Annotated in this window: 19 protein-coding genes; 6 read left to right on the top strand and 13 right to left on the bottom strand. The window is 48.2% G+C overall.

The annotated features are described in order from the left end of the window. Positions 1-4 precede the first annotated feature (4 nt). Complete coding sequence (locus ACYVGO_RS19365) at positions 5-1,321, bottom strand: aminotransferase class V-fold PLP-dependent enzyme (protein WP_460970642.1); 1,317 nt, start codon at positions 1,319-1,321, stop codon at positions 5-7. A 232-nt stretch (positions 1,322-1,553) separates the two neighbouring features. On the opposite strand from ACYVGO_RS19365, the gene ACYVGO_RS19360 reads away from it, so the two are divergent. Both ACYVGO_RS19360 and ACYVGO_RS19355 read left to right on the top strand, forming a co-directional pair. Beyond that, on the top strand, positions 1,554-1,778 hold the full coding sequence (locus tag ACYVGO_RS19360) for a hypothetical protein (RefSeq protein WP_460970641.1): 225 nt from the start codon (positions 1,554-1,556) through the stop codon (positions 1,776-1,778). A gap of 115 nt (positions 1,779-1,893) precedes the next feature. Further along, positions 1,894-2,130: a type II toxin-antitoxin system VapC family toxin gene (locus ACYVGO_RS19355; RefSeq protein ID WP_460970640.1), complete on the top strand. Its 237-nt coding sequence runs from the start codon at positions 1,894-1,896 to the stop codon at positions 2,128-2,130. Positions 2,131-2,157: 27 nt separating this feature from the next. Here ACYVGO_RS19355 and ACYVGO_RS19350 read toward each other — a convergent pair whose 3' ends face one another. From ACYVGO_RS19350 to ACYVGO_RS19335, 4 genes are all read right to left on the bottom strand, one after another. After that, positions 2,158-3,234, bottom strand: coding sequence for an endonuclease/exonuclease/phosphatase family protein (locus ACYVGO_RS19350; protein WP_460970639.1), 1,077 nt, complete (start codon positions 3,232-3,234; stop codon positions 2,158-2,160). A gap of 79 nt (positions 3,235-3,313) precedes the next feature. Next, complete coding sequence (bla, locus tag ACYVGO_RS19345; RefSeq protein WP_460970638.1) at positions 3,314-4,225, bottom strand: class A beta-lactamase, subclass A2; 912 nt, start codon at positions 4,223-4,225, stop codon at positions 3,314-3,316. Between the two features lie 166 nt (positions 4,226-4,391). Then, complete coding sequence (gene menB / locus ACYVGO_RS19340) at positions 4,392-5,216, bottom strand: 1,4-dihydroxy-2-naphthoyl-CoA synthase (protein ID WP_460970637.1); 825 nt, start codon at positions 5,214-5,216, stop codon at positions 4,392-4,394. A gap of 77 nt (positions 5,217-5,293) precedes the next feature. Then, positions 5,294-5,764, bottom strand: a complete 471-nt coding sequence (locus tag ACYVGO_RS19335; protein WP_460970636.1) for a DUF2452 domain-containing protein — start codon at positions 5,762-5,764, stop codon at positions 5,294-5,296. Between the two features lie 119 nt (positions 5,765-5,883). Between ACYVGO_RS19335 and ACYVGO_RS19330 the strand changes: the two genes are divergently transcribed. The 4 genes from ACYVGO_RS19330 (at position 5,884) to ACYVGO_RS19315 (ending at position 9,504) form a co-directional block, all read left to right on the top strand. Beyond that, on the top strand, positions 5,884-6,351 hold the full coding sequence (locus ACYVGO_RS19330) for a QcrA and Rieske domain-containing protein (RefSeq protein WP_460970635.1): 468 nt from the start codon (positions 5,884-5,886) through the stop codon (positions 6,349-6,351). Between the two features lie 119 nt (positions 6,352-6,470). Then, a complete protein-coding gene (locus ACYVGO_RS19325) occupies positions 6,471-7,583 on the top strand; it encodes an AMP-binding protein (RefSeq protein WP_460970634.1) in 1,113 nt (370 codons plus the stop codon). Positions 7,584-7,609: 26 nt separating this feature from the next. After that, positions 7,610-8,350, top strand: coding sequence for a hypothetical protein (locus tag ACYVGO_RS19320; RefSeq protein ID WP_142773396.1), 741 nt, complete (start codon positions 7,610-7,612; stop codon positions 8,348-8,350). Beyond that, positions 8,350-9,504, top strand: coding sequence for a DmpA family aminopeptidase (locus ACYVGO_RS19315; protein ID WP_460970633.1), 1,155 nt, complete (start codon positions 8,350-8,352; stop codon positions 9,502-9,504). Before ACYVGO_RS19320 ends, ACYVGO_RS19315 begins: the two co-directional genes overlap by 1 nt. Positions 9,505-9,550: 46 nt before the next feature. On the opposite strand, the gene ACYVGO_RS19310 is transcribed toward ACYVGO_RS19315, so the two are convergent. The 8 genes from ACYVGO_RS19310 to ACYVGO_RS19275 form a co-directional block, all read right to left on the bottom strand. Beyond that, the gene (locus ACYVGO_RS19310) at positions 9,551-10,195 is read right to left on the bottom strand and encodes a class I SAM-dependent methyltransferase (protein WP_460970632.1); all 645 of its coding nucleotides are present in this window, start codon (positions 10,193-10,195) and stop codon (positions 9,551-9,553) included. A 49-nt stretch (positions 10,196-10,244) separates the two neighbouring features. Beyond that, complete coding sequence (locus tag ACYVGO_RS19305; RefSeq protein WP_460970631.1) at positions 10,245-12,701, bottom strand: hypothetical protein; 2,457 nt, start codon at positions 12,699-12,701, stop codon at positions 10,245-10,247. Continuing rightward, on the bottom strand, positions 12,658-13,722 hold the full coding sequence (locus ACYVGO_RS19300; protein WP_460970630.1) for a hypothetical protein: 1,065 nt from the start codon (positions 13,720-13,722) through the stop codon (positions 12,658-12,660). Before ACYVGO_RS19300 ends, ACYVGO_RS19305 begins: the two co-directional genes overlap by 44 nt. A gap of 31 nt (positions 13,723-13,753) precedes the next feature. After that, positions 13,754-14,110 (bottom strand): hypothetical protein, encoded by a 357-nt coding sequence (locus ACYVGO_RS19295; protein ID WP_142773401.1) that lies wholly within the window; start codon positions 14,108-14,110, stop codon positions 13,754-13,756. A 179-nt stretch (positions 14,111-14,289) separates the two neighbouring features. Next, positions 14,290-14,829, bottom strand: a complete 540-nt coding sequence (locus ACYVGO_RS19290; RefSeq protein WP_142773402.1) for a hypothetical protein — start codon at positions 14,827-14,829, stop codon at positions 14,290-14,292. Positions 14,830-14,836: 7 nt separating this feature from the next. After that, the gene (locus ACYVGO_RS19285) at positions 14,837-15,286 is read right to left on the bottom strand and encodes a carbohydrate-binding protein (RefSeq protein ID WP_460970629.1); all 450 of its coding nucleotides are present in this window, start codon (positions 15,284-15,286) and stop codon (positions 14,837-14,839) included. Positions 15,287-15,480: 194 nt separating this feature from the next. Continuing rightward, the gene (locus ACYVGO_RS19280; protein ID WP_142773404.1) at positions 15,481-16,116 is read right to left on the bottom strand and encodes a response regulator; all 636 of its coding nucleotides are present in this window, start codon (positions 16,114-16,116) and stop codon (positions 15,481-15,483) included. A 37-nt stretch (positions 16,117-16,153) separates the two neighbouring features. Then, positions 16,154-18,112, bottom strand: coding sequence for a tetratricopeptide repeat-containing sensor histidine kinase (locus ACYVGO_RS19275; protein ID WP_460970628.1), 1,959 nt, complete (start codon positions 18,110-18,112; stop codon positions 16,154-16,156). Positions 18,113-18,151 lie beyond the last annotated feature (39 nt).

Raw genomic sequence — 18,151 nt, 5'->3', positions numbered from 1 at the left:
TAAATTAACTCTTCTTCTGCTTACCGGCCAAAGCCTGCTTCTCCGACATCTGGGTGATAGCCGTCACCAGCCGATCAAGGTCTTTTGGTGAATGATACACGTGGGGCGTTACCCGTACACCGTGAATATTCTCCCAATCGATGCCGGTTGTGTGAATCTTGTACTTGTTCAGTAATTGCCCATCCACCTCGCTGGTCTTCATACCGTCGATGGAAAACAGACCAACGGCACCCGCAAATTCAGGTTTGAGCGAGGTGTGGATTTTAACACCGGGTAAGTCCTTAACCCGCTCCATCCAGTAATTTTTAAGGTAATGTGCGCGGGCAAACTTACGGGCAGAGCCGATGCTGTTATGAAAATCAACGGCGGTACCAATGGCCATTTCAGACGCAAAGGAACGCGTACCCAGGCTCTCGAACTTCCGAATATCTGGGCCGTCGGGTTCGTTGTTCGACAGTAAAGCCCACACGTTGCGAATCTTGTTTTGCTTAATGTACAGCATACCACTGCCAAAGGGCGCACAAAGCCACTTATGCAGACTGGTAGCGTAATAATCAGCACCGAGATCGGGAATTTTGAAATCGAAAAGGGCGAATGAGTGGGCACCATCGGCTATTACTTCAATGCCGCGTTTGTGGGCTTCATCGGCTATTTTCCGAACGGGCATTACCTGCCCGATCCAGTTGATCATGTGGGTAATATGCACCACTTTCGTTCGGGGTGTAAATGCCTTGACATATTGTTCTGTCAGGTATTTATCGTCCTCGCTGGGCAACTCTAAATCCAGAAACACGAGCTTGATGCCATCCCGTTTTTCGCGCTGTTTCCAGGCGTTAAGCATGTTGGGATAATCCTGTTTGGTCAGCACTACCTCATCACCCGCTTTTAGATTCAGTCCGAAAATAACCGTATTTAGTCCTTCGGTGGCGTTCCGGTTAATGGCAATTTCGTCGGGCGAACAGCCGCCTAAGTCAGCCAGTTTTTCGCGCAGGGATTCGCGACCCTGATCCAGAATCCGCCACATGTAGTACGATGGCGCTTCGTTACAATATTGGTAAAACCGGATATGCGCATCCTGCACCACTTTGGGCTGCGGACAAACGCCCCCGTTGTTAAGGTTAAGTAACGTAGGCGAAACCGTATATTCCGATTTCACCCACGACCAGAAGTCTTCATCCTGTGCCCATTGGGCCGCTGATTTTAGCCCGGAATCGGCGGTAGAAATAGGGCTGGCAAAGGTTTCAGGCAAAAACTGAGGCAGTGCGAGGGCACCGGTTGCTGCGGCTGCCGTTTGGCGGAAGAAGGTCCTGCGGGTAGACATAACGAGGTATATATCTGAAGATGAACGAGGTACAGTAAACCTACACATTTTTACCCAAAATAGCCCCAGAGAACGCTTATTTGGCATAAAATTCTCCAATAAGTTATGACAGCCAATGATTATATAGGTTTTCCCTCGGTACACAAGACATAAAACTTGTATATTCACAGTGCACGCCTGATCAAACTTTACCGAAAGCGTTCTTGTTGAGGAATAAAAACGCACCGAACTTATGAACACCATCACGATCCCTGAAGACGAGTATCGCCAGATGCAGCAATTAATTGCCGATCTGCAGCGAACCCTTAATCAGTATGCTGTACCAGCCCGAAGTGAATCCTCATCGGTTTCGATCAAACGTGGTTCGGGTCAGGCAGCCATTGGGTTCATCGCCGACGATTTTACGGCCCCTTTGGCTGATTTTGAGGAGTATACCTTGCATGAATATACTTCTTGATACTCACATTCTACTCTGGCACCTGACCGATAACCCTCGCCTGAGCTTAACACAAAGCCAGATTATTGAAGATCCCACCCATATCAAATTTTTCAGTGTGGCCAGACTATAGGAAATGGCTATCAAATCGAGTCTTGGTAAGTTAGACCTTCGGTGTCCGCTCGAAGAACTAGTTCCGACCGAAATTACCGTAATACCCATTCGTCTGGCACATCTGAGTACACTTCAATCGCTGCCGTTTCACCACAAAGACCCGTTCGACTGGCTGCTGATTGCGCAAGAGCAAGTAGAAAACCTTTGGCTGATGACCGACGACGAACATATGCCCAAGTATACGCTTAATCTGCTCTAAGCAGGACAATAAGCGGTTCTTTACGCCTTAGCTCGCTTCCGCTATTTTTTCGTGAGCTTCTTCCAGATCCTCTTCATCGGGCTTGGGAATCTCGACTTCTGCTTCCACAGATTTAGCTACGTATGCTAATGAAATAAACATTGGAAAATGATCCGACCCACAATTGGGCAACCGTCGGATCGCCCGTAGTTGAAAGTGCCCCGAAACAAATACGTGATCCAGGGGCCAGCGAAGAAAGAAATAGCCCGCGTGAAATGTATTAAACAGGCCTCGCCCAACACGAGGATCTAATAATCCACTAATTCGTTGAAACAGTCGGGTGGTGTGCGACCAGGCTACATCATTTAAATCGCCGGCTACAATGACGGGCCCAGACTTTGTTCGCGCTTCTTTACCAACCAGCAAGAGTTCTGCATCCCGCTCAGTAGATCGGTAGTGTTCTGTGGGGCTGGGAGGCATCGGATGAACCCCATAAAAGTGGATTAACTGGCCTGAGGGTAATTCAAGCTGAGCATAAACAGACGGAATATCGTCCTGAATTAGAAAACGGAGTTCATGGTGCCGAATTGGAAAACGAGAGTATAGTAGAAGCCCATAGGTATTTTCTAAAGGATACAGTATTTGGTACGGATGGGTCTCCTGTAAAGGAGCTAGTTCATCCTGCCATTTCTGATTGGCTTCCAGCACAAAAAGTACATCAGGTTTGTATTTGTTGGCCAAGGCCAGCACTTCTGGCATCTTGGTATTTTCCATAAACACGTTTGCCGTTAGCAGCCGTATAGTACTGGACTCAGAAGGCTTACTGCCATCCCGATGTGACAGAGAGAGAACCTGTTTTGGATGGAGCGGGGTAAACGGATAAATTAACCAGCCCTGATAAAAGAGCGTCGCCAGAAGCCCTATAGGCACAATGATCAGATAACCATCCCGATGATGACCCACTAAAAGCCACGCAAGAAGGCCAAGTGCAGCCAGTACAGTAAGTTGTAAATGCGGAAAATCCCACATTCGAATCCACCAGTAATCGAGCCTGATTAAGTTTATAAATGAAGCCGTTAGTATAAAAAGAGAGTAACCAAGCAGAAGAGAATCAAGGGTGAGCATAGGGGTTGCACTAAGAGTAGTTGGGAACCTAACTTAAAAGTGCATGGCGAAGTTTAAGCAACTATACTCTCACTGCTGCTCACTTCCAATGATTCCATACAGCTTGCGCAACCTTAGCAATTACACCTTCTCGCGTAGTCTGATCCGCTTTAGAGTCCGAAACAAACACAGCAATCGCGATATGATGCCCATTGGGTAAGGTTATCAACCCCACGTCGTTGGTGGCGGCCGTTAGTCCATCTATGGTCCAGGATGTACCGGTTTTGTGCGCGACTATGGTTCCTGCTGGTAACAACCCTTTCAGCCGATGAAGGCCCGTTTCTGTTTCCGTCAATAAGCGCAGTAATAGCGTACGACTGGAAGCAGAAAGCCCCTTACCTTCCTGCACAGCACGCAGCAAGATAACAGCTTCGTTGGGTTTGGCCCAGTTGCGGTATTGAACCGCGTTGTCGCTACCAATTTCCTTTTCGGTATTGGCCACGATCATCCCGTTTACACCCAGCTTTTTGAGGTATGTCATTACCACCGGCGGCCCACCCACCAATCGTAACAGCACATCACTGGCCGAACCGTCACTTTCAGATACAGCATAGCGTAGTAATTCCGCAACGCTGACATCCGCACCAGTTGGATATTTGTCCCGGAGTGGGCTATGTTGCCGTTCTGATACATACTCGCTCGGCGTCACATGGACAACTTGCTCCAACGTCAATTTCGTCTGATCGACCTGCTGTAATACAGCCATACCAATCGGCATTTTGTAGACGCTTTGCATCGGGAATTGCTTATCACCGTTCAGGGTTACCGTTTCGCTTGTTTCGAGAACGGTGGCGGTCACCCCTACCCGCCCCTGAGCTGTTCGGGCAATCTGCTCAAGTTGATTACGAAGGCTGTTGATCGACCTCCGCTTCGGTAACGGGTTAGACGTTGACTGGCCCGATAAGTTTATAGTAACGAAAAGAGCAAGTGCAAGCAACGTGAATTTTGTCATGAAACTGGTTGATTGCCCGTGAAATTAGTACAAGCAACTGTAGTTAGTCAGGTGGCTACATTGGTTTTTCTGGCGAGGGTGATAATTCTCGCCAGAAAAACCAAAAGCAACTTTCAGAGTCGCTTTTGGTTCATAATCTAAAAAAATCCGGGTACTTAACCTCCCATTACGGAAACTTCGGAAACTTACTGAAGTCTGGCTTTCGTTTTTCCAGAAAGGCATCTTTTCCTTCTTTCGCTTCTTCGGACAGGTAATAGAGCAGTGTGGCATCACCCGCCAACTGCTGAATACCCGCCTGCCCATCCAGTTCCGCATTGAAGGAGGCTTTGAGCATTCGGAGCGCAATCGGGCTTTTTTCCAGAATTTTATGGCACCAGGCAATTGTTGTTTCTTCCAGTTGCTCGAGAGGAACAACCTTGTTGACCAGTCCCATATCCAGCGCTTCCTGTGCATCGTACTGATCGCACAGGAACCAGATTTCGCGGGCTTTTTTCTGACCCACCACCCGTGCCAGATACGAAGCGCCAAACCCGCCATCGAACGAACCCACTTTAGGCCCAGTTTGCCCGAACCGGGCGTTATCGGCGGCAATGCTCAGGTCACAAACGACATGCAGAACGTGCCCACCACCAATGGCATAACCCGCAACCATAGCGATAACGGGCTTCGGAATACGCCGGATCTGCATTTGCAGATCCAGCACATTCAAGCGGGGCACTTTATCTTCGCCAATATACCCCCCATGCCCACGGATGGACTGATCGCCACCGGAGCAGAACGCTTCACCACCTTCGCCGGTAAGGATAACGACACCAACCCGTTCGTCCTGGCGGGCTAACTCCATCGCTTCCGACATTTCCTTAACCGTCAGCGGAGTAAAGGCGTTTCGTTTGTGAGGACGATTGATACTGATTTTAGCAATTCCGTCGTAATAGCTAAACAGAATTTCCTCGTATTCTTTAATGGTTTCCCAGGGGTAATTGCTTTGCATATGACTTATAGATAATGGATAATGAGTAATGGATAATGGATTATGAATGCTTAGATAGACTCATTGTACATTATGCATTACTCATTATCCATTTTTTCATAATTGGTTTCGTGATACTGTACATCCCAGGTATGATCGGCCATCATACGGACGGTGGCGAGGCAGCGTTCAAACGGAAACTTACGGCCCCATTCGTTTGGACCAATCATTGAGAGCAGATCGGTGCCGTTTTTTCGCTGATAAAAATGATAGGTATGGCCAACCACAGGCTCAAAATTCATTTGAGCCGAGTAAATTCGCTCCGAGATTTCGACACGGTTCCGAATGGCCGTAGCCTGTTCGGCCAGCAACTGCATTTGCTTGTACAGCTGACTAAGCTGCATGTCCGTTTGTTCGCGCATGGCCGCCACCGCCCGTCCAGTAATCTTACCCTTGTCTTCGGGGCGAATAACAGCACTACCGGCTGTGTGTGCATAGTCCAGCAGGCCTGGTGCTTCGGCAACTTTATCCGGCGAAATCGGATTGATGATAACTTTCGCTTCTTCCATAGTTGTTAATTGGGTAACCGCCCTGCAAACGTGTTTGTTCGCTGTCGTTGAATGACAAAAAATAACGCATCTTTACACCGTAAAACGGCACAATGCCACAAAAGTACGCGAAAACCGTTATGGAAACTACCCTTCCTACAATGGATCAGTCAACAATGCATCGGCAGGAGTTTCTGCGGCTAGTCGGCACCAGCATTGGCACCATTCTGCTAACACGCTGTATGGCCGGTTGTTCTGGACAAGGCAATGCGGACCCCACTCCTGATCCAAGCCAGAAAGTCAATTTTACCCTTCGATTGGATGATAAAGCAAACGAAAACCTGCTGGTAAAAGGCGGTTACGTGATCGCGAATGGGGTTATAGTGGCCCAGACGCAAGATGGCCAGTTTGTAGCCGTCTCAGCCGACTGTACCCACGAGGGAACCCAACTCGTCTATAAATCAGCGGATAACATGTTTTACTGTCCGCTTCATCTCTCCCGTTTCGACACGTCTGGCAAAGTAGTTGTTGGTCCCGCCACGCTCCCCCTAACTAAGTATACGACCGAGCCAAATCTTACAGCGGGTACCGTGCGGGTGCATAATTGAATTTTATAATGGATAATGTAAAATGGATAATGAATAATGGGTAATGAATAATGAGTGATAGTCCTCTACCTCATCCATTGTTCATTATCCATTTTACATTATCCATTTCCCATTTCATCATGTTCCTCCCCCCCACCCATTCTGACTCGTGGCCTTTACCGCAAACACCGTATGAAGCGGAGGCTCTGGAATTTTGTCGAGCCTGGTTGAGTGGTCAGCCCGAATTTACGCTTCATACCTCTGGCTCGACCGGAACGCCTAAACCAATTCGGCTCACGCGGGTGCAAATGCAGGCGAGTGCGTATCTGACCGGGCAAACACTTGGTTTACAAGCGGGTGATGCCGCCCTTGTTTGCCTGAACATTCATTATGTAGCGGGTGTCATGATGCTTGTTCGTGGGCTGGAATTGGGCTTACCCATGACCATTATTGAACCAACCAGCAATCCACTGCTTGATTTTTCTACAGAACGGTTTGCATTTACAGCCTTCGTACCCCTGCAGCTTCAGGCTATTTTAGCATCTAGCAGTTCGCCAGATTGGTTAACCAAACTAGCCATACTGAACGGCATGAAGGCCATTTTGGTGGGGGGAGCAGCCACGAGCCCATCTCTGGAAAAAGCGCTACACCTAATAACCGCTCCTGTATATGCCACCTATGGCATGACCGAAACCGTCTCCCACATCGCTCTCCGACGACTCAATGGCCCCAATGCCAGTGACTTGTTTACGGCCCTCAAGGGAGTCGAACTCGGCACTGATGAGCGCGGGTGTCTGCACATCACCTCAGCAGCTACGAACGGGGAGCGGATTCAGACAAACGATGTTGTTGATTTAATTGATCCTACACATTTTCGACTAGTAGGTCGGGCCGACCGGGTTATTAATAGTGGCGGAGTAAAAATACAGCCCGAACAGGTAGAACACGTGATCATGAATCAGCTAGCTAAATTAGACTTAGGTAGCGAAAGCACGAATAGACGCCTTTTTGTAACGGGTTTGCCAGACGAACGGCTGGGGCAACGGGTGGCGGTCGTTTATGAGCGGGGAGCAGGGGGCAGGGAGCAGGGTAATTATAACCTGGATAGCGATACCTGGGTGCTTCTGCAGGAAGCCGTTCGGAAAAAATTAGGCCCCTATGCTGTACCAAAAGAACTCATTGCAGTGGCTCACTTTTCAGAAACACCCACCGGTAAGGTTGATCAAAAAGCGACAGTTGCACAAATACGCTAACTTTGCGACCTGTTAACCGACGTTTTATGTCTTTCAAAAGTCTTCAGATTCGCTTTCAGACCGCCCGGTCCTTACCTGCACCTTATGCGTATTTTTATACCCTGAACCTTGATAAAGTTGCTGGTAACGCTATTCAGGTCAATATCGACATCACCTATCCCGATCGTGATGATATCGACGACGATGAATTAATTGCGGAAGGGTTCACGCGTGATGACGATTATGTATGGTCAGGTCAGCTACCCAAAACCTGGTGGGAGGCCATCGCTAATCTGGTCCGTAAAACGCGTCTGCAACCAATTAACGAAGACGAACTGGACGAAGACGATGATTTCTGGGACATAACGCTTGAGACGGATAACGGAACCAAATCTCAGGGAAAGCCAGCCAAAGCCGATGATTGGCAGTATTTAATGCAGGAACTCATCCAGGCGACTTATGAAGCCGTTGGGCGGGAACGGCCATTTGACTTAGTATATCTGAGTATCGGAGGTCAGCCGGGTGAGCAGGAAATTAGGCTAACCGCTTCCTTTGCCGACCGAACCGTTAAAATAACGACGGTAGAAAACCGACGCGAACAGACCAAAATGCTTCCGTGGTCAACGTTGCAACACGTTATGGGGCAGGTTTATAACAACGACTACGACCCTGATGATGCCCTGCTCAAACGCCCGAAACAGGAAGGCCAATGGCTCAATCTGGGTACGGAAGAATGGTACGACATAAGTGGCCTTAAGAACCTGGTGAAGATGTTCCGGGGACTTTGATGAACTATCTGCTTACTCTCCTACTTTTTGCGGCTACAACTGTACTGGCGCAGACTGCCAGTAAACCCAGAGCCCGTGATTTAGGCATTCCATTCAATGGGACGCCGGGAAAATTTAATGCCATTACGGATGTACCGGGTGTGCTGGTTGGATACAAAACCAGAATTGAAGGGTCAGGCAAATGGGTTCTGGGAAGCGGTCCCATCCGAACCGGCGTAACGGTGGTGATGCCCGTTGGTAAAACTGATAAAAGCTACCCGGCGGGTTATTTCATTTTCAATGGCGACGGTGAAATGACCGGCATTCCGTACATCCATGATTACGGAACGGGTTACGGCCCAATTGGTATCACGAATACCAACAGTGTTGGTGTTGTCAGAGATGCGATTGGTGCCTGGTGCCACCAGAAATTCTCGACCAAAAATCCGCTTGATTTTTCCTTTGGACTACCCATTGTCGGCGAAACCTGGGATGGTGTATTAAACGATATAAATGGCCTCCACATACAGAAGGAGCACGTATTTTCGGCTTTAGAAAGTGCTGGTTCCGGTGCGATTCAGGAAGGTAATGTGGGTGGAGGTACGGGTATGGTTTGCTATGCATTCAAAGGTGGAACCGGTACAGCTTCACGAACCTTTACAATTGGTAATCGAACCTATACCATTGGTGTTTTAGTGCAGGCCAATTTCGGCCGCCGACCCGATTTGTTGGTTGCAGGCATGCCTGTAGGAAAGGAAATTTCGGATCAGATGCCCGTTATCAACGAGAAAGATGGCTCGATCATCGCTATCGTAGGAACGGATGTGCCGCTCGTGTCTTCCCAATTGAACTTAGTCGCCAAACGCGTTACGATGGGGATTGCCCGCACGGGTACGTATGGTACCAACAGCTCGGGCGACATTTTTATGGCCTTTTCGACCAGGCAAGCCGAACAGGACTCCACAACCAAATTAACAACCTACCAATCCGTTGATAAGTCAAGTCTGGACCCGGTGTTTAAGGCAACCGTAGAAGCCACAGAAGAAGCCATCATCAATGCCCTCGTTGCAGCAGAAACAATGGAGGGCATCAATAATCATAAAGTGTATGCTCTCCCCCACGACCGAATGCAGAGCGTTTTGAAGAAATACAATCGACTGCAAAAGGTCGATTAAATGTTGTGGCTTGGGGCACCGGCTACCCGGCCCAACACCACGACATTTAGTTGACCTGCCCCCAAACCTCCGCCGAAACCATCCCGCCTACTTCGGTCTGTCGCTTTTCACAGCGTAAGCCTGCTTCCGAAAGAAGTTTTTGCCAATCGGCCAGGTGCTGAGCCTGGATACCTGCTGTGAGCCGAAAAAAGCGAATCATCACCCATAACAAGGCTTTCTGCCAGTTGGATGGAGGCTTTACAAAATCAGTGGCGAGCCATAACCCACCGGATTTCAAGACGGTACGAAGTTGAGGAATAATAGTAGTCTGTAATGTTTGCGCAGAAAACAGATCCAGCACAAAGGGCGTCAGGATGACATCAAACCGCTCGTCTGGCTTGAGGCTTGACTCATCCCCTACCCGAAACTCAACTGACCCAACCAGCGCTTTCTGAACCATGCGCCGACTGGCACGAGCAACCATCTGTGTCGATGTTTCGAGGTAAACGATTCGTTTAGATTGGCAGCGACGTAATACCTGTTCCAACAACCAGCCCGTTCCTCCACCAACGATCAATACCGAAGCACCCGTCGGAATACGACTCAGGAATACGGCCTGCGCCTGTTGTAGTTTATGACCGAAGACAATGAAAGCAAGGGCATCGTATACCGGAGCAATCCAATTAAAATTTCCTCCTGCGCCAGTGCCCATAGTTAAAAAAGGTTGAGAGACAGAGCTGCATGCAGTTCCGTGTTAACTTCTACTGATCAGCCTGCTCCCCAAATGACAGGAAATCTTTGTACATCGCACACTCCCGAATCATTTCTTTGTGAAAGGCTGTACGCCTGTGGTTTTTAAAGAAGTTAGTATACGCGCTGGCAAATTTAGCCTTACGCAATGCCAGCATAGTCTTCACAAACGTAGAATCCTGTTCGTACACATACCCATTGCGCATCTGCTCGATGGAACGTTGTAAGGAAAATGAATGTGCTTCGCAACGGGCAGCCATGTAGGCAGATCGGTCGGTAATGGCGGGGGTTTTACCTGCTTTCACAGACTGCTCAAAATACCCTTTGGCGTGTGCTGTTGTATAGTAATCCGTATTCATAAGCTGATCGATGCGTTTTTGTTTCGCAACTGGATTGGATGGAAGGTCGTAAACCGGGGGTTCGCCTGCACTCCAGTACGATTTTACCAGCAACCACGCATTACCATACCAGCTCAGGTTCCAGGCTCCACAGCCTAACTGGTAATACAAGTCAGCAGCTTTATCGCCCGAAGCCGCTTTGGCTTGCTGTTCCAGTTCAGCCATACGCTTAGCAAACTGAACAGGTGTATACGGGTTTTCTTTTGCTTCAGCCGGAAAGTTCACACTCCCATCGGCCGTTTTTACCTGAGGCATTTTAATGGCAAATGGATTCTGCTGAAAGTACATCGAGAAGGCCTCATTCGCCCAGGTTTTCGGGTCCACGTTTGCAAATGCATCGGCCGCTTTTGCATACTGGTGCTCCATCATCAACCGACGCCCTAACAACAGGCTCAGGTAATCCCTGGTCAGGCCTGATAAGTTCAGCAATCGTTTGTCAAAATCAGTTTTAGGCTGGCTGGCAAAGGCAATTGTCTGTTCTACAGTAGCAGCCGAAACCGTATCTTCAATCGTATTTGGATCAGTTGTGCTGGCGAAATAGCTATCACTTCCTGTCTGTGTGGTAAGCATTGTCAGCAAATAGGCTTTGGCCTCACTTGGCCCATCAACCGGCTCTGTTTTGGAGCGACTACATCCAGTTAACCAGCCGCTTTTCGGCTCGGTCTTGTTCCGGTAGGTAGTTGCAAACTGCTTACAAACAGACACAAAGGCATTATTCAATCGGAAGTTGCCCGTCGTATCAAATTCTTCCAGATACCCAATCAGTTGATTTTCAGCCTCCGGTGTAATCGTTTCCGTTTGTGCAGCCAGCAGTAACATACGCTGCACGGTGATCTGTTTTTTTAGATTGGCATTGGTCGATGGCACTAGTACAGCTTCATCCAGGTGCGATTGCGCGGCTTTATAGTCTTTCCCGATGTAATCCAGATACGCGGCCGCGGTGTACCAAAATGAAGCATTACCAAGCGCTTGATTCTCCGCTGACTCCAGTGCAAACGACCGCAGTTTATCAAAGTAGGAAGCCGACTCATTCTTTCGATTGATGAACCGCACCGAATCCGGATTCTCGCTCAGACTGTTTCTTACGTACTGCTCATCGGTTGTAAAAAAGTAATACTCATTCCGGTTGATCTCCCGGGCCATGACCAGCTCAATTAGTGGACTTTTCGGAGTTAGTCGCACCATTTCCTTCAGAAACTCCAGCGCATCCTGGCCCGGTTGAATGGCACAGAGGGCGTAAACGGCCGCCCGTTCGTTATCCGTTTTTGCGAATTGCAGTGCCTCCTCCCGAAAGCGGATGCCATACTTACGCAAGCTGGTTTCAGCCGCTTTCCGGCGCGATGGGCACCGGTCGAATACCTGCGCAAATTCATAGATGGCTTGTGCGGTATCGCCCAGTGCCAGCGTAGCCCCCGCCCGACGGCATAAGGCCCAATCACTCATAAACGTATGTTTAGATAGCGGTTTAACCAACTGATCATACAGTTGCTGCGCCTGCTTATACGCTTCGATTTCGCAGGCTAGTTTGACGGCTTGAAAGGCGTATCGCTCCTTCAAAAAAGCATCTGTCGTTGTCCGATAACCCGTTCTGGCATCCTCAAGCAGTTCAGGCAGTTTCGTGCTATCAGCCTGAGTTGGATTTGGCTCCCAGGGATTTCCCTGACCATCATCAGCAGCCCAGGCGAAATCCAGGTACGCTACCGCAGGGGAATTGGTACGTTCCAACTTCGCCTTTAGTGCACTGACGGCCTCAGGCTCTTCGCGGTACAATGCCTTATAGATTTGCGTTTCAGACAGGCTATTTCTCACGTAACTTGCCCATGCCGTTATGTTTTCATCCACTATAATGCTATCGCTATACTGCTCCGCGATTTCGGGATCATTGTAGAACTGCGGGGTAAAAAAATAGCGACTATCCTCTGGTTGACTTGTTGCCGATTCAGGCATAAAAAAGCTCATAAACTCGTTCAGATCGAACGAGGGGCCACAGGCAAAGCCAAGTAAGATAGCCACTAAAAGGGCTGGTCTACGGAAGTTTCGGAGACTGAAGGAGGGTTTGAAGCGTTTCACGCGGATACGAAGATAGAATGGTAGAGTCTAGGTGGTATAAAGCAAATGTAAGCCGTTGGTTGGAAATCTGATTGAGTAAACGGGCTTTTTCCTGAAGTAGCCGATCAGACGGAACCGCTTCGGACCGGAACAAATCACCCCGACGAATAGCAATACCAAATGCCGACGTATCGCGGGTGGCAACAAATCGGGTACTATCCGACTGGGGAGCCAGAAAGTGACTTTTTGCCAGCGTTTGCCGATCAAGGTTAGTTAAAAAGATCAGGAAACGATTGTTGCGATACACGATCGTCCAGCGAAAAAGTGGCATCACCAAATCGAGCGGCAAAGGGTATGTTGATACAAACGACAGGTATTGGTTTGCTACGTCTGGATCGTAAATAGAGTTACGCGTGTCGGCCCGTTTCCAGTCATCCACATTATAGAGCATCAGCATACCACGTGTAACGGGTGGAATACCGGTCTGGTCGGTGTATTTAATCTGGTGCAGCCGAATCGTTGCCGATAGTGGGCAGTTGAGCCGGTTTTTAAGTAGCGTCAATAACCGAAAGTATCGGTCGCGGGTGCTTGTACTCCAGTCACAGTCAACCTGTACTTCACTGAAATCCAATCCACTTTTCTGGCTGATCCTTTTTATGGCCTGGGTAATATGGGTTGCCAGTTCAGGAAGTCCGTTTGGCGACACATTCATCAGGGTTCGGTTCGTAATAAACACGACCGGCACGATGGTGCCAACGGGCTTTTGCTGAAATTGAACAAAGGCTTTAGGTACAGGCTGGCGAGTGCGGGCATCCCAGTCTACATCGAAGAAGTGAACATACAGCTTATTGACAGTCAATCGTTTAAGTTCTCTTACTTCTGGACGGGTTGGATTATAAGTGACTTTCCAATGGTAGAAGGCAGAGGTGATTTGTTTCTCCAAGTCATCCGTATGGCTGCTCGATGATTTACAGGCGATGTTATTCAGGCATAGCAGTATAAAGACAACTACATACAAACGCACGTCATTTAGTTTTCCCATCCGACACAATTTACGCGGGCAAAATAGCCGTTTACCCCTTATACCGGTACAGTTCCGATGGGTTTTCAAGGCTATTTATCCATGTTTCTACTTCTGGTATCGTACCAGTAAAACTACCAGCCTCCCCACTAACCTGGCCCTGATTTAGTGCTACATCCAATGTTAGATCACAGGCTAGTAAACCAGGATATAGCCGCAGGTACATGGTAACCGTTGAGTCATTCACCCATTGAATTCCCGACCCAGACCAGAGATGCTCCAGTTCAAATAAAGTCTTGTTATCGCTAACCCGAACAAGATAGGGCTGATCAATCCAATGGCTCATGCGAATTTCCGTACTGCAAATGCTAACCATGTATTGATGATCAGGAGAATAAAACTCGCCCATGTGAATTCAGTTTGTTTAGTGAAGCAAAAGTAACCCGATGGGTATCCATCAACCAGAACTAGTTAGTAACTGGCGGATGCGCGTAAATAATTGGCCCCAACCGACGAACAAACGCCACTATAAAAAAAGCCCGAATGATGGTGAATCATTCGGGGCATAAGCTCTTGTATACTGGTACCTCATCGACCCAGATTCAATCCATACGCGAAATTGAAGGAGAAGGCTCCACTACCTTCGCCAAAACTGGTAACGAAACTGGTTCCTATATCAACGTAGTTCTGATTTGGCAAGCGAATAGCATAACCAAAAGCTGGTTCGAACCGGAAGGCGGTAGCCGCAATCCGGCTTACGCCAATATCGACCCCCAGGTTCAAACCAGCATGCAGGCCATCGATGATATAAAAACGGGGACCAACCGTTATAGGAATCGAGATACCAGAGGCCGATCCATAATAGTAGCGAAAATCGTCTCTGTAGCGTCCCTTTACCAGAAAGAACTCCATACCCGTTTTGCCCGTGATAGTGAAGTTGGCGCCTAACGGTTGCTGGTAGCGAATGTCGAGACCTGTTGTAAAGCCAGTTGCATTATAACGGCCTACACCAACAGCCATCGGTGTTCCTATAAATAAAATCTGGTTGCGTCCCTGCGCCTGAACCTTGATTTGCGTGCTACTAAAAACCAGCAGCAGACTAACGAAAATGCGTGTGTATGTTTTCATGGCTGGCTTATTTAGTAGCGTTAAACTTCAGTTCCAGCGATTCGCCCGTTTGGGCATCGGTTTCCGATACATTGAAGATGATGTTATTGCCATCCGCATCGGCCACGAGTTCCCCATCCAGGTATAGGCCGTAGGCTTCACTGGTTTTCCGGACCTCGATATTATCAATATCTATAGTTGAGTTTTGCTGACCCGTAATCTTTAGCGTGAGTGTTAGCGAGACAGTCTCCTCCGAAGTTGAGGTTAGTTGTACCGTGCCCGAAATGGTTTGTCCGCTTTGCGTATACGGCATTTTGGGAAGGTTAATGGCATCAGAGCCAGATGCATAGCGGAACGAGGTCAATGTATAGGTGCCCGCCACCGCATCGGCTGGCTTTTTCGGCGCAATGTCGTTTTCACCTTTTTTACAGGCGCTGAACGCCAAAAGGATACAGAAGAAAAGAATGAGCTTTTTCATGGCATTTGATTGTTTTACTTCAGCGATTACCGTCAATCACCGAGGCAAAACTATCGGCTCATCCAAGGGCCTACAATACCACATTTGTATGATTTTTAACGGGCAAGGGAGTAAAAAAAATGAAGAGTGAAGAATAAAGGGCTGGCGCTAGCTATTCTTCACTCTTCATTTTTCACTCTTCACATCCTAATTACCTATTTTCTCCCCAGATACTTATTGACAGCCTCAACTTTGGAGTGGACCTGGAGTTTCTCGTAGATATTAAAGATGTGTTTACGAACCGTAGTAGGGCTCACAAACAGTTCATTTGCTACTTCTTTGTGGCTATGACCTTTTGCTAATCGGTCCAGAATTTCCCGCTCACGGGGAGTCAGTACATCGAGCTCGCTGGGCGTGGAGGTGTTGACATGGAACGAACCGGCTATTTTACGGGCTATGGTGCTGCTCATAGGTGCTCCCCCTTCGTGGAGTTCTGTGATGGCTTCGAGGAGCTTATGGGGTGGGCTACGCTTCAGAATATAGGAATTGGCACCTGCTTTAAGGGCTTCAAACACAGTTTCGTCTTCGTCGTACATGGTACACATCATGAATTGTGTATCAGGGCAACGGGTCTTTAAATGCCGTACACAATCGATACCGTTCATGCCGGGCAAGTCGATGTCCATTAGCACCACATCCACGCAATGGCCTGGCAAATACTCAAGGGCCGCTTCAGCCGTTTCGAAGGTGGCCTGGCACGAGAAACCATCCGCCCCATCGACCAGAATGGCCAGCGACTGCCGGATGGGCTCTTTATCTTCAACGATAGCAACCGTAATGGAGGTTTTCATCCGGCAATATTGAGCGATTTTTTAGTTCTATGCTATACTACGTTTGTAGTATTTTCTCTGCTGGGACAATTGGGTACGGGTAACAGATTTTCACGCAGGTGCCCGTTTCTGAAGGCACAATTTCGCAACGCCCACCCGATTCAGCCATTCGATTCTGCATATTACTTAACCCATTCCGCAAATTCGATTTCGCGTTGGGGGTAAAACCCTGTCCGTTGTCACATACTTCGATCAACAGCTGTTTATCGTCTGGTTGCATTCGGAGGATAACCCGGCTCGCCTGTGCGTGTTTGACTACATTATTCAGGGCTTCCTTTACGGTCAGAAATACATTTCGACGGTCGATACCCCGCATCGTAATTTCACTGGGCGACTCTTCCACCTCAGTTTGTAACATGAGATCAGTATTTTCGATAAATTCACTAGCGTAGGCACGGGTGTACGCGATCAGCCCATTCAGGCTATCATTTTTGGTATTAAGCGACCAGATGATCTCGTTCATCGTTGTGACCATATCAGCCGAAATACTCGAGATCTTTTCCACTTCGGGTGTTGTATTAGGCCCCATGCGGGTTTTCACCACCTCACTTAGCAATCCAATAGCTGTGAGTGATGCCCCCAGATCGTCGTGCATTTCTTTTGAGATACGGAGCCGTTCTTTCTGCTGGCCCTGTAATTCAGATTGTACCAATGCCAACTCGCGTTCACGCTCAGCAGCCAGTAAGGCATTTTCGGCGGATCGTTGACGCTGCTGGTAGTAGAGATATCCAAAAATACCCCCCCCAACAATACTAATAATCAGCAAACCTGCCAGCAACAGCCAGAAGTTCTGTTGCTGACGGGCCAACTCCAGCTGATCAATCTGGCGTTGTTTTTCAGCCAGTTTCTGTCGACCCTCGGCTTGTTTGAGTTGTAGTTCATAGTTTTGAAGGAGTTCTTTCGTTTCCTGATTATTCAGGGAATCGTTGGTTCCAATGTATTTATCGAGCCACTCGGCCGTTGCTTTATACTGGTGAAGCCCCTCGTTCGCAACCGCATACTCCCGGTAAATATTTCTAAATTCGGCTAAACCAACTTCGTTTTTTGTAGCAATCTGATTCGATTTGTTCAGCAGTATTTTAGCCTGAGCAAACTGCTTCATTCGGTTGTGCGTTTGTGCCAGCGACATCAGCATATGCAATTCGTGGCGCGGGTTACCTAACTGCCGACTCATTCGGAGTGCTTCGCCCTGATAATACAAGGCCGAGTCATAGCGTGCCTCCGCACTGTATTGATAGCCTATATTATTGTACAGATTGATCATAAAATCAAGGTCATTCGTCTGCTCGATCCACTGCTTTGCCTTCAGATAATATGCCTGCGATTCCTTTAGTTTATTCTGTTTGCTCAGCAGGTTTGCCATGCTGAAATAGTCGATGGCAATAGACCGTCGATCTTTTTTATCGTTAATATCGAACGACAGCGCCCGTTTATACTGGTCTAATGCCTGGGAATACATTTTTTGCTGTTCATAGATGTAGCCCAGATTTTGATTGATAACCGCTACGTTTTTCAGCTTGCCTATTAGCCGCATATAGTGAGCGGCCTGCTGATAATTGGGGATAGCTTCGCTCAGCTGACCCGAAAACAAAGCGGTATTGGCCAATGCAAAATAGCTTAGTCCCAGGTTCCGTTTCGAGGTATCCTGCTTTGCCTTCTGTAACGCATCCTGCGCAATTTTCCGGGCTTCGTCGTGCCGACCAAGGTTGTTCAGCAAATAAGCCATTAGTCGAACACTTTCGAAATAGCCCTTTGTGTAGTTTATTTTCTTTGAGAATTCGTAGGCTTTCTGATAATTAGTGAGTGCCACTTTACTCTGATTCGTCTCAATAACTTCCCCTTTTTTCAGCAACTCCATCACGTAGCTGGTATCCGTGGGGCTGGGCACCAACTGGCTAAACGTCGGGAGAGTGCACACCGACAGCACGACGATAAAAACCAGCAGCGATTTAATCATCAGTCAAGTTTGGCTTTTCTAACCAAACTATGAATCAGT

Source organism: Spirosoma migulaei, assembly GCF_054776855.1.
This window is presented reverse-complemented; position numbering and strand designations above follow the sequence as displayed.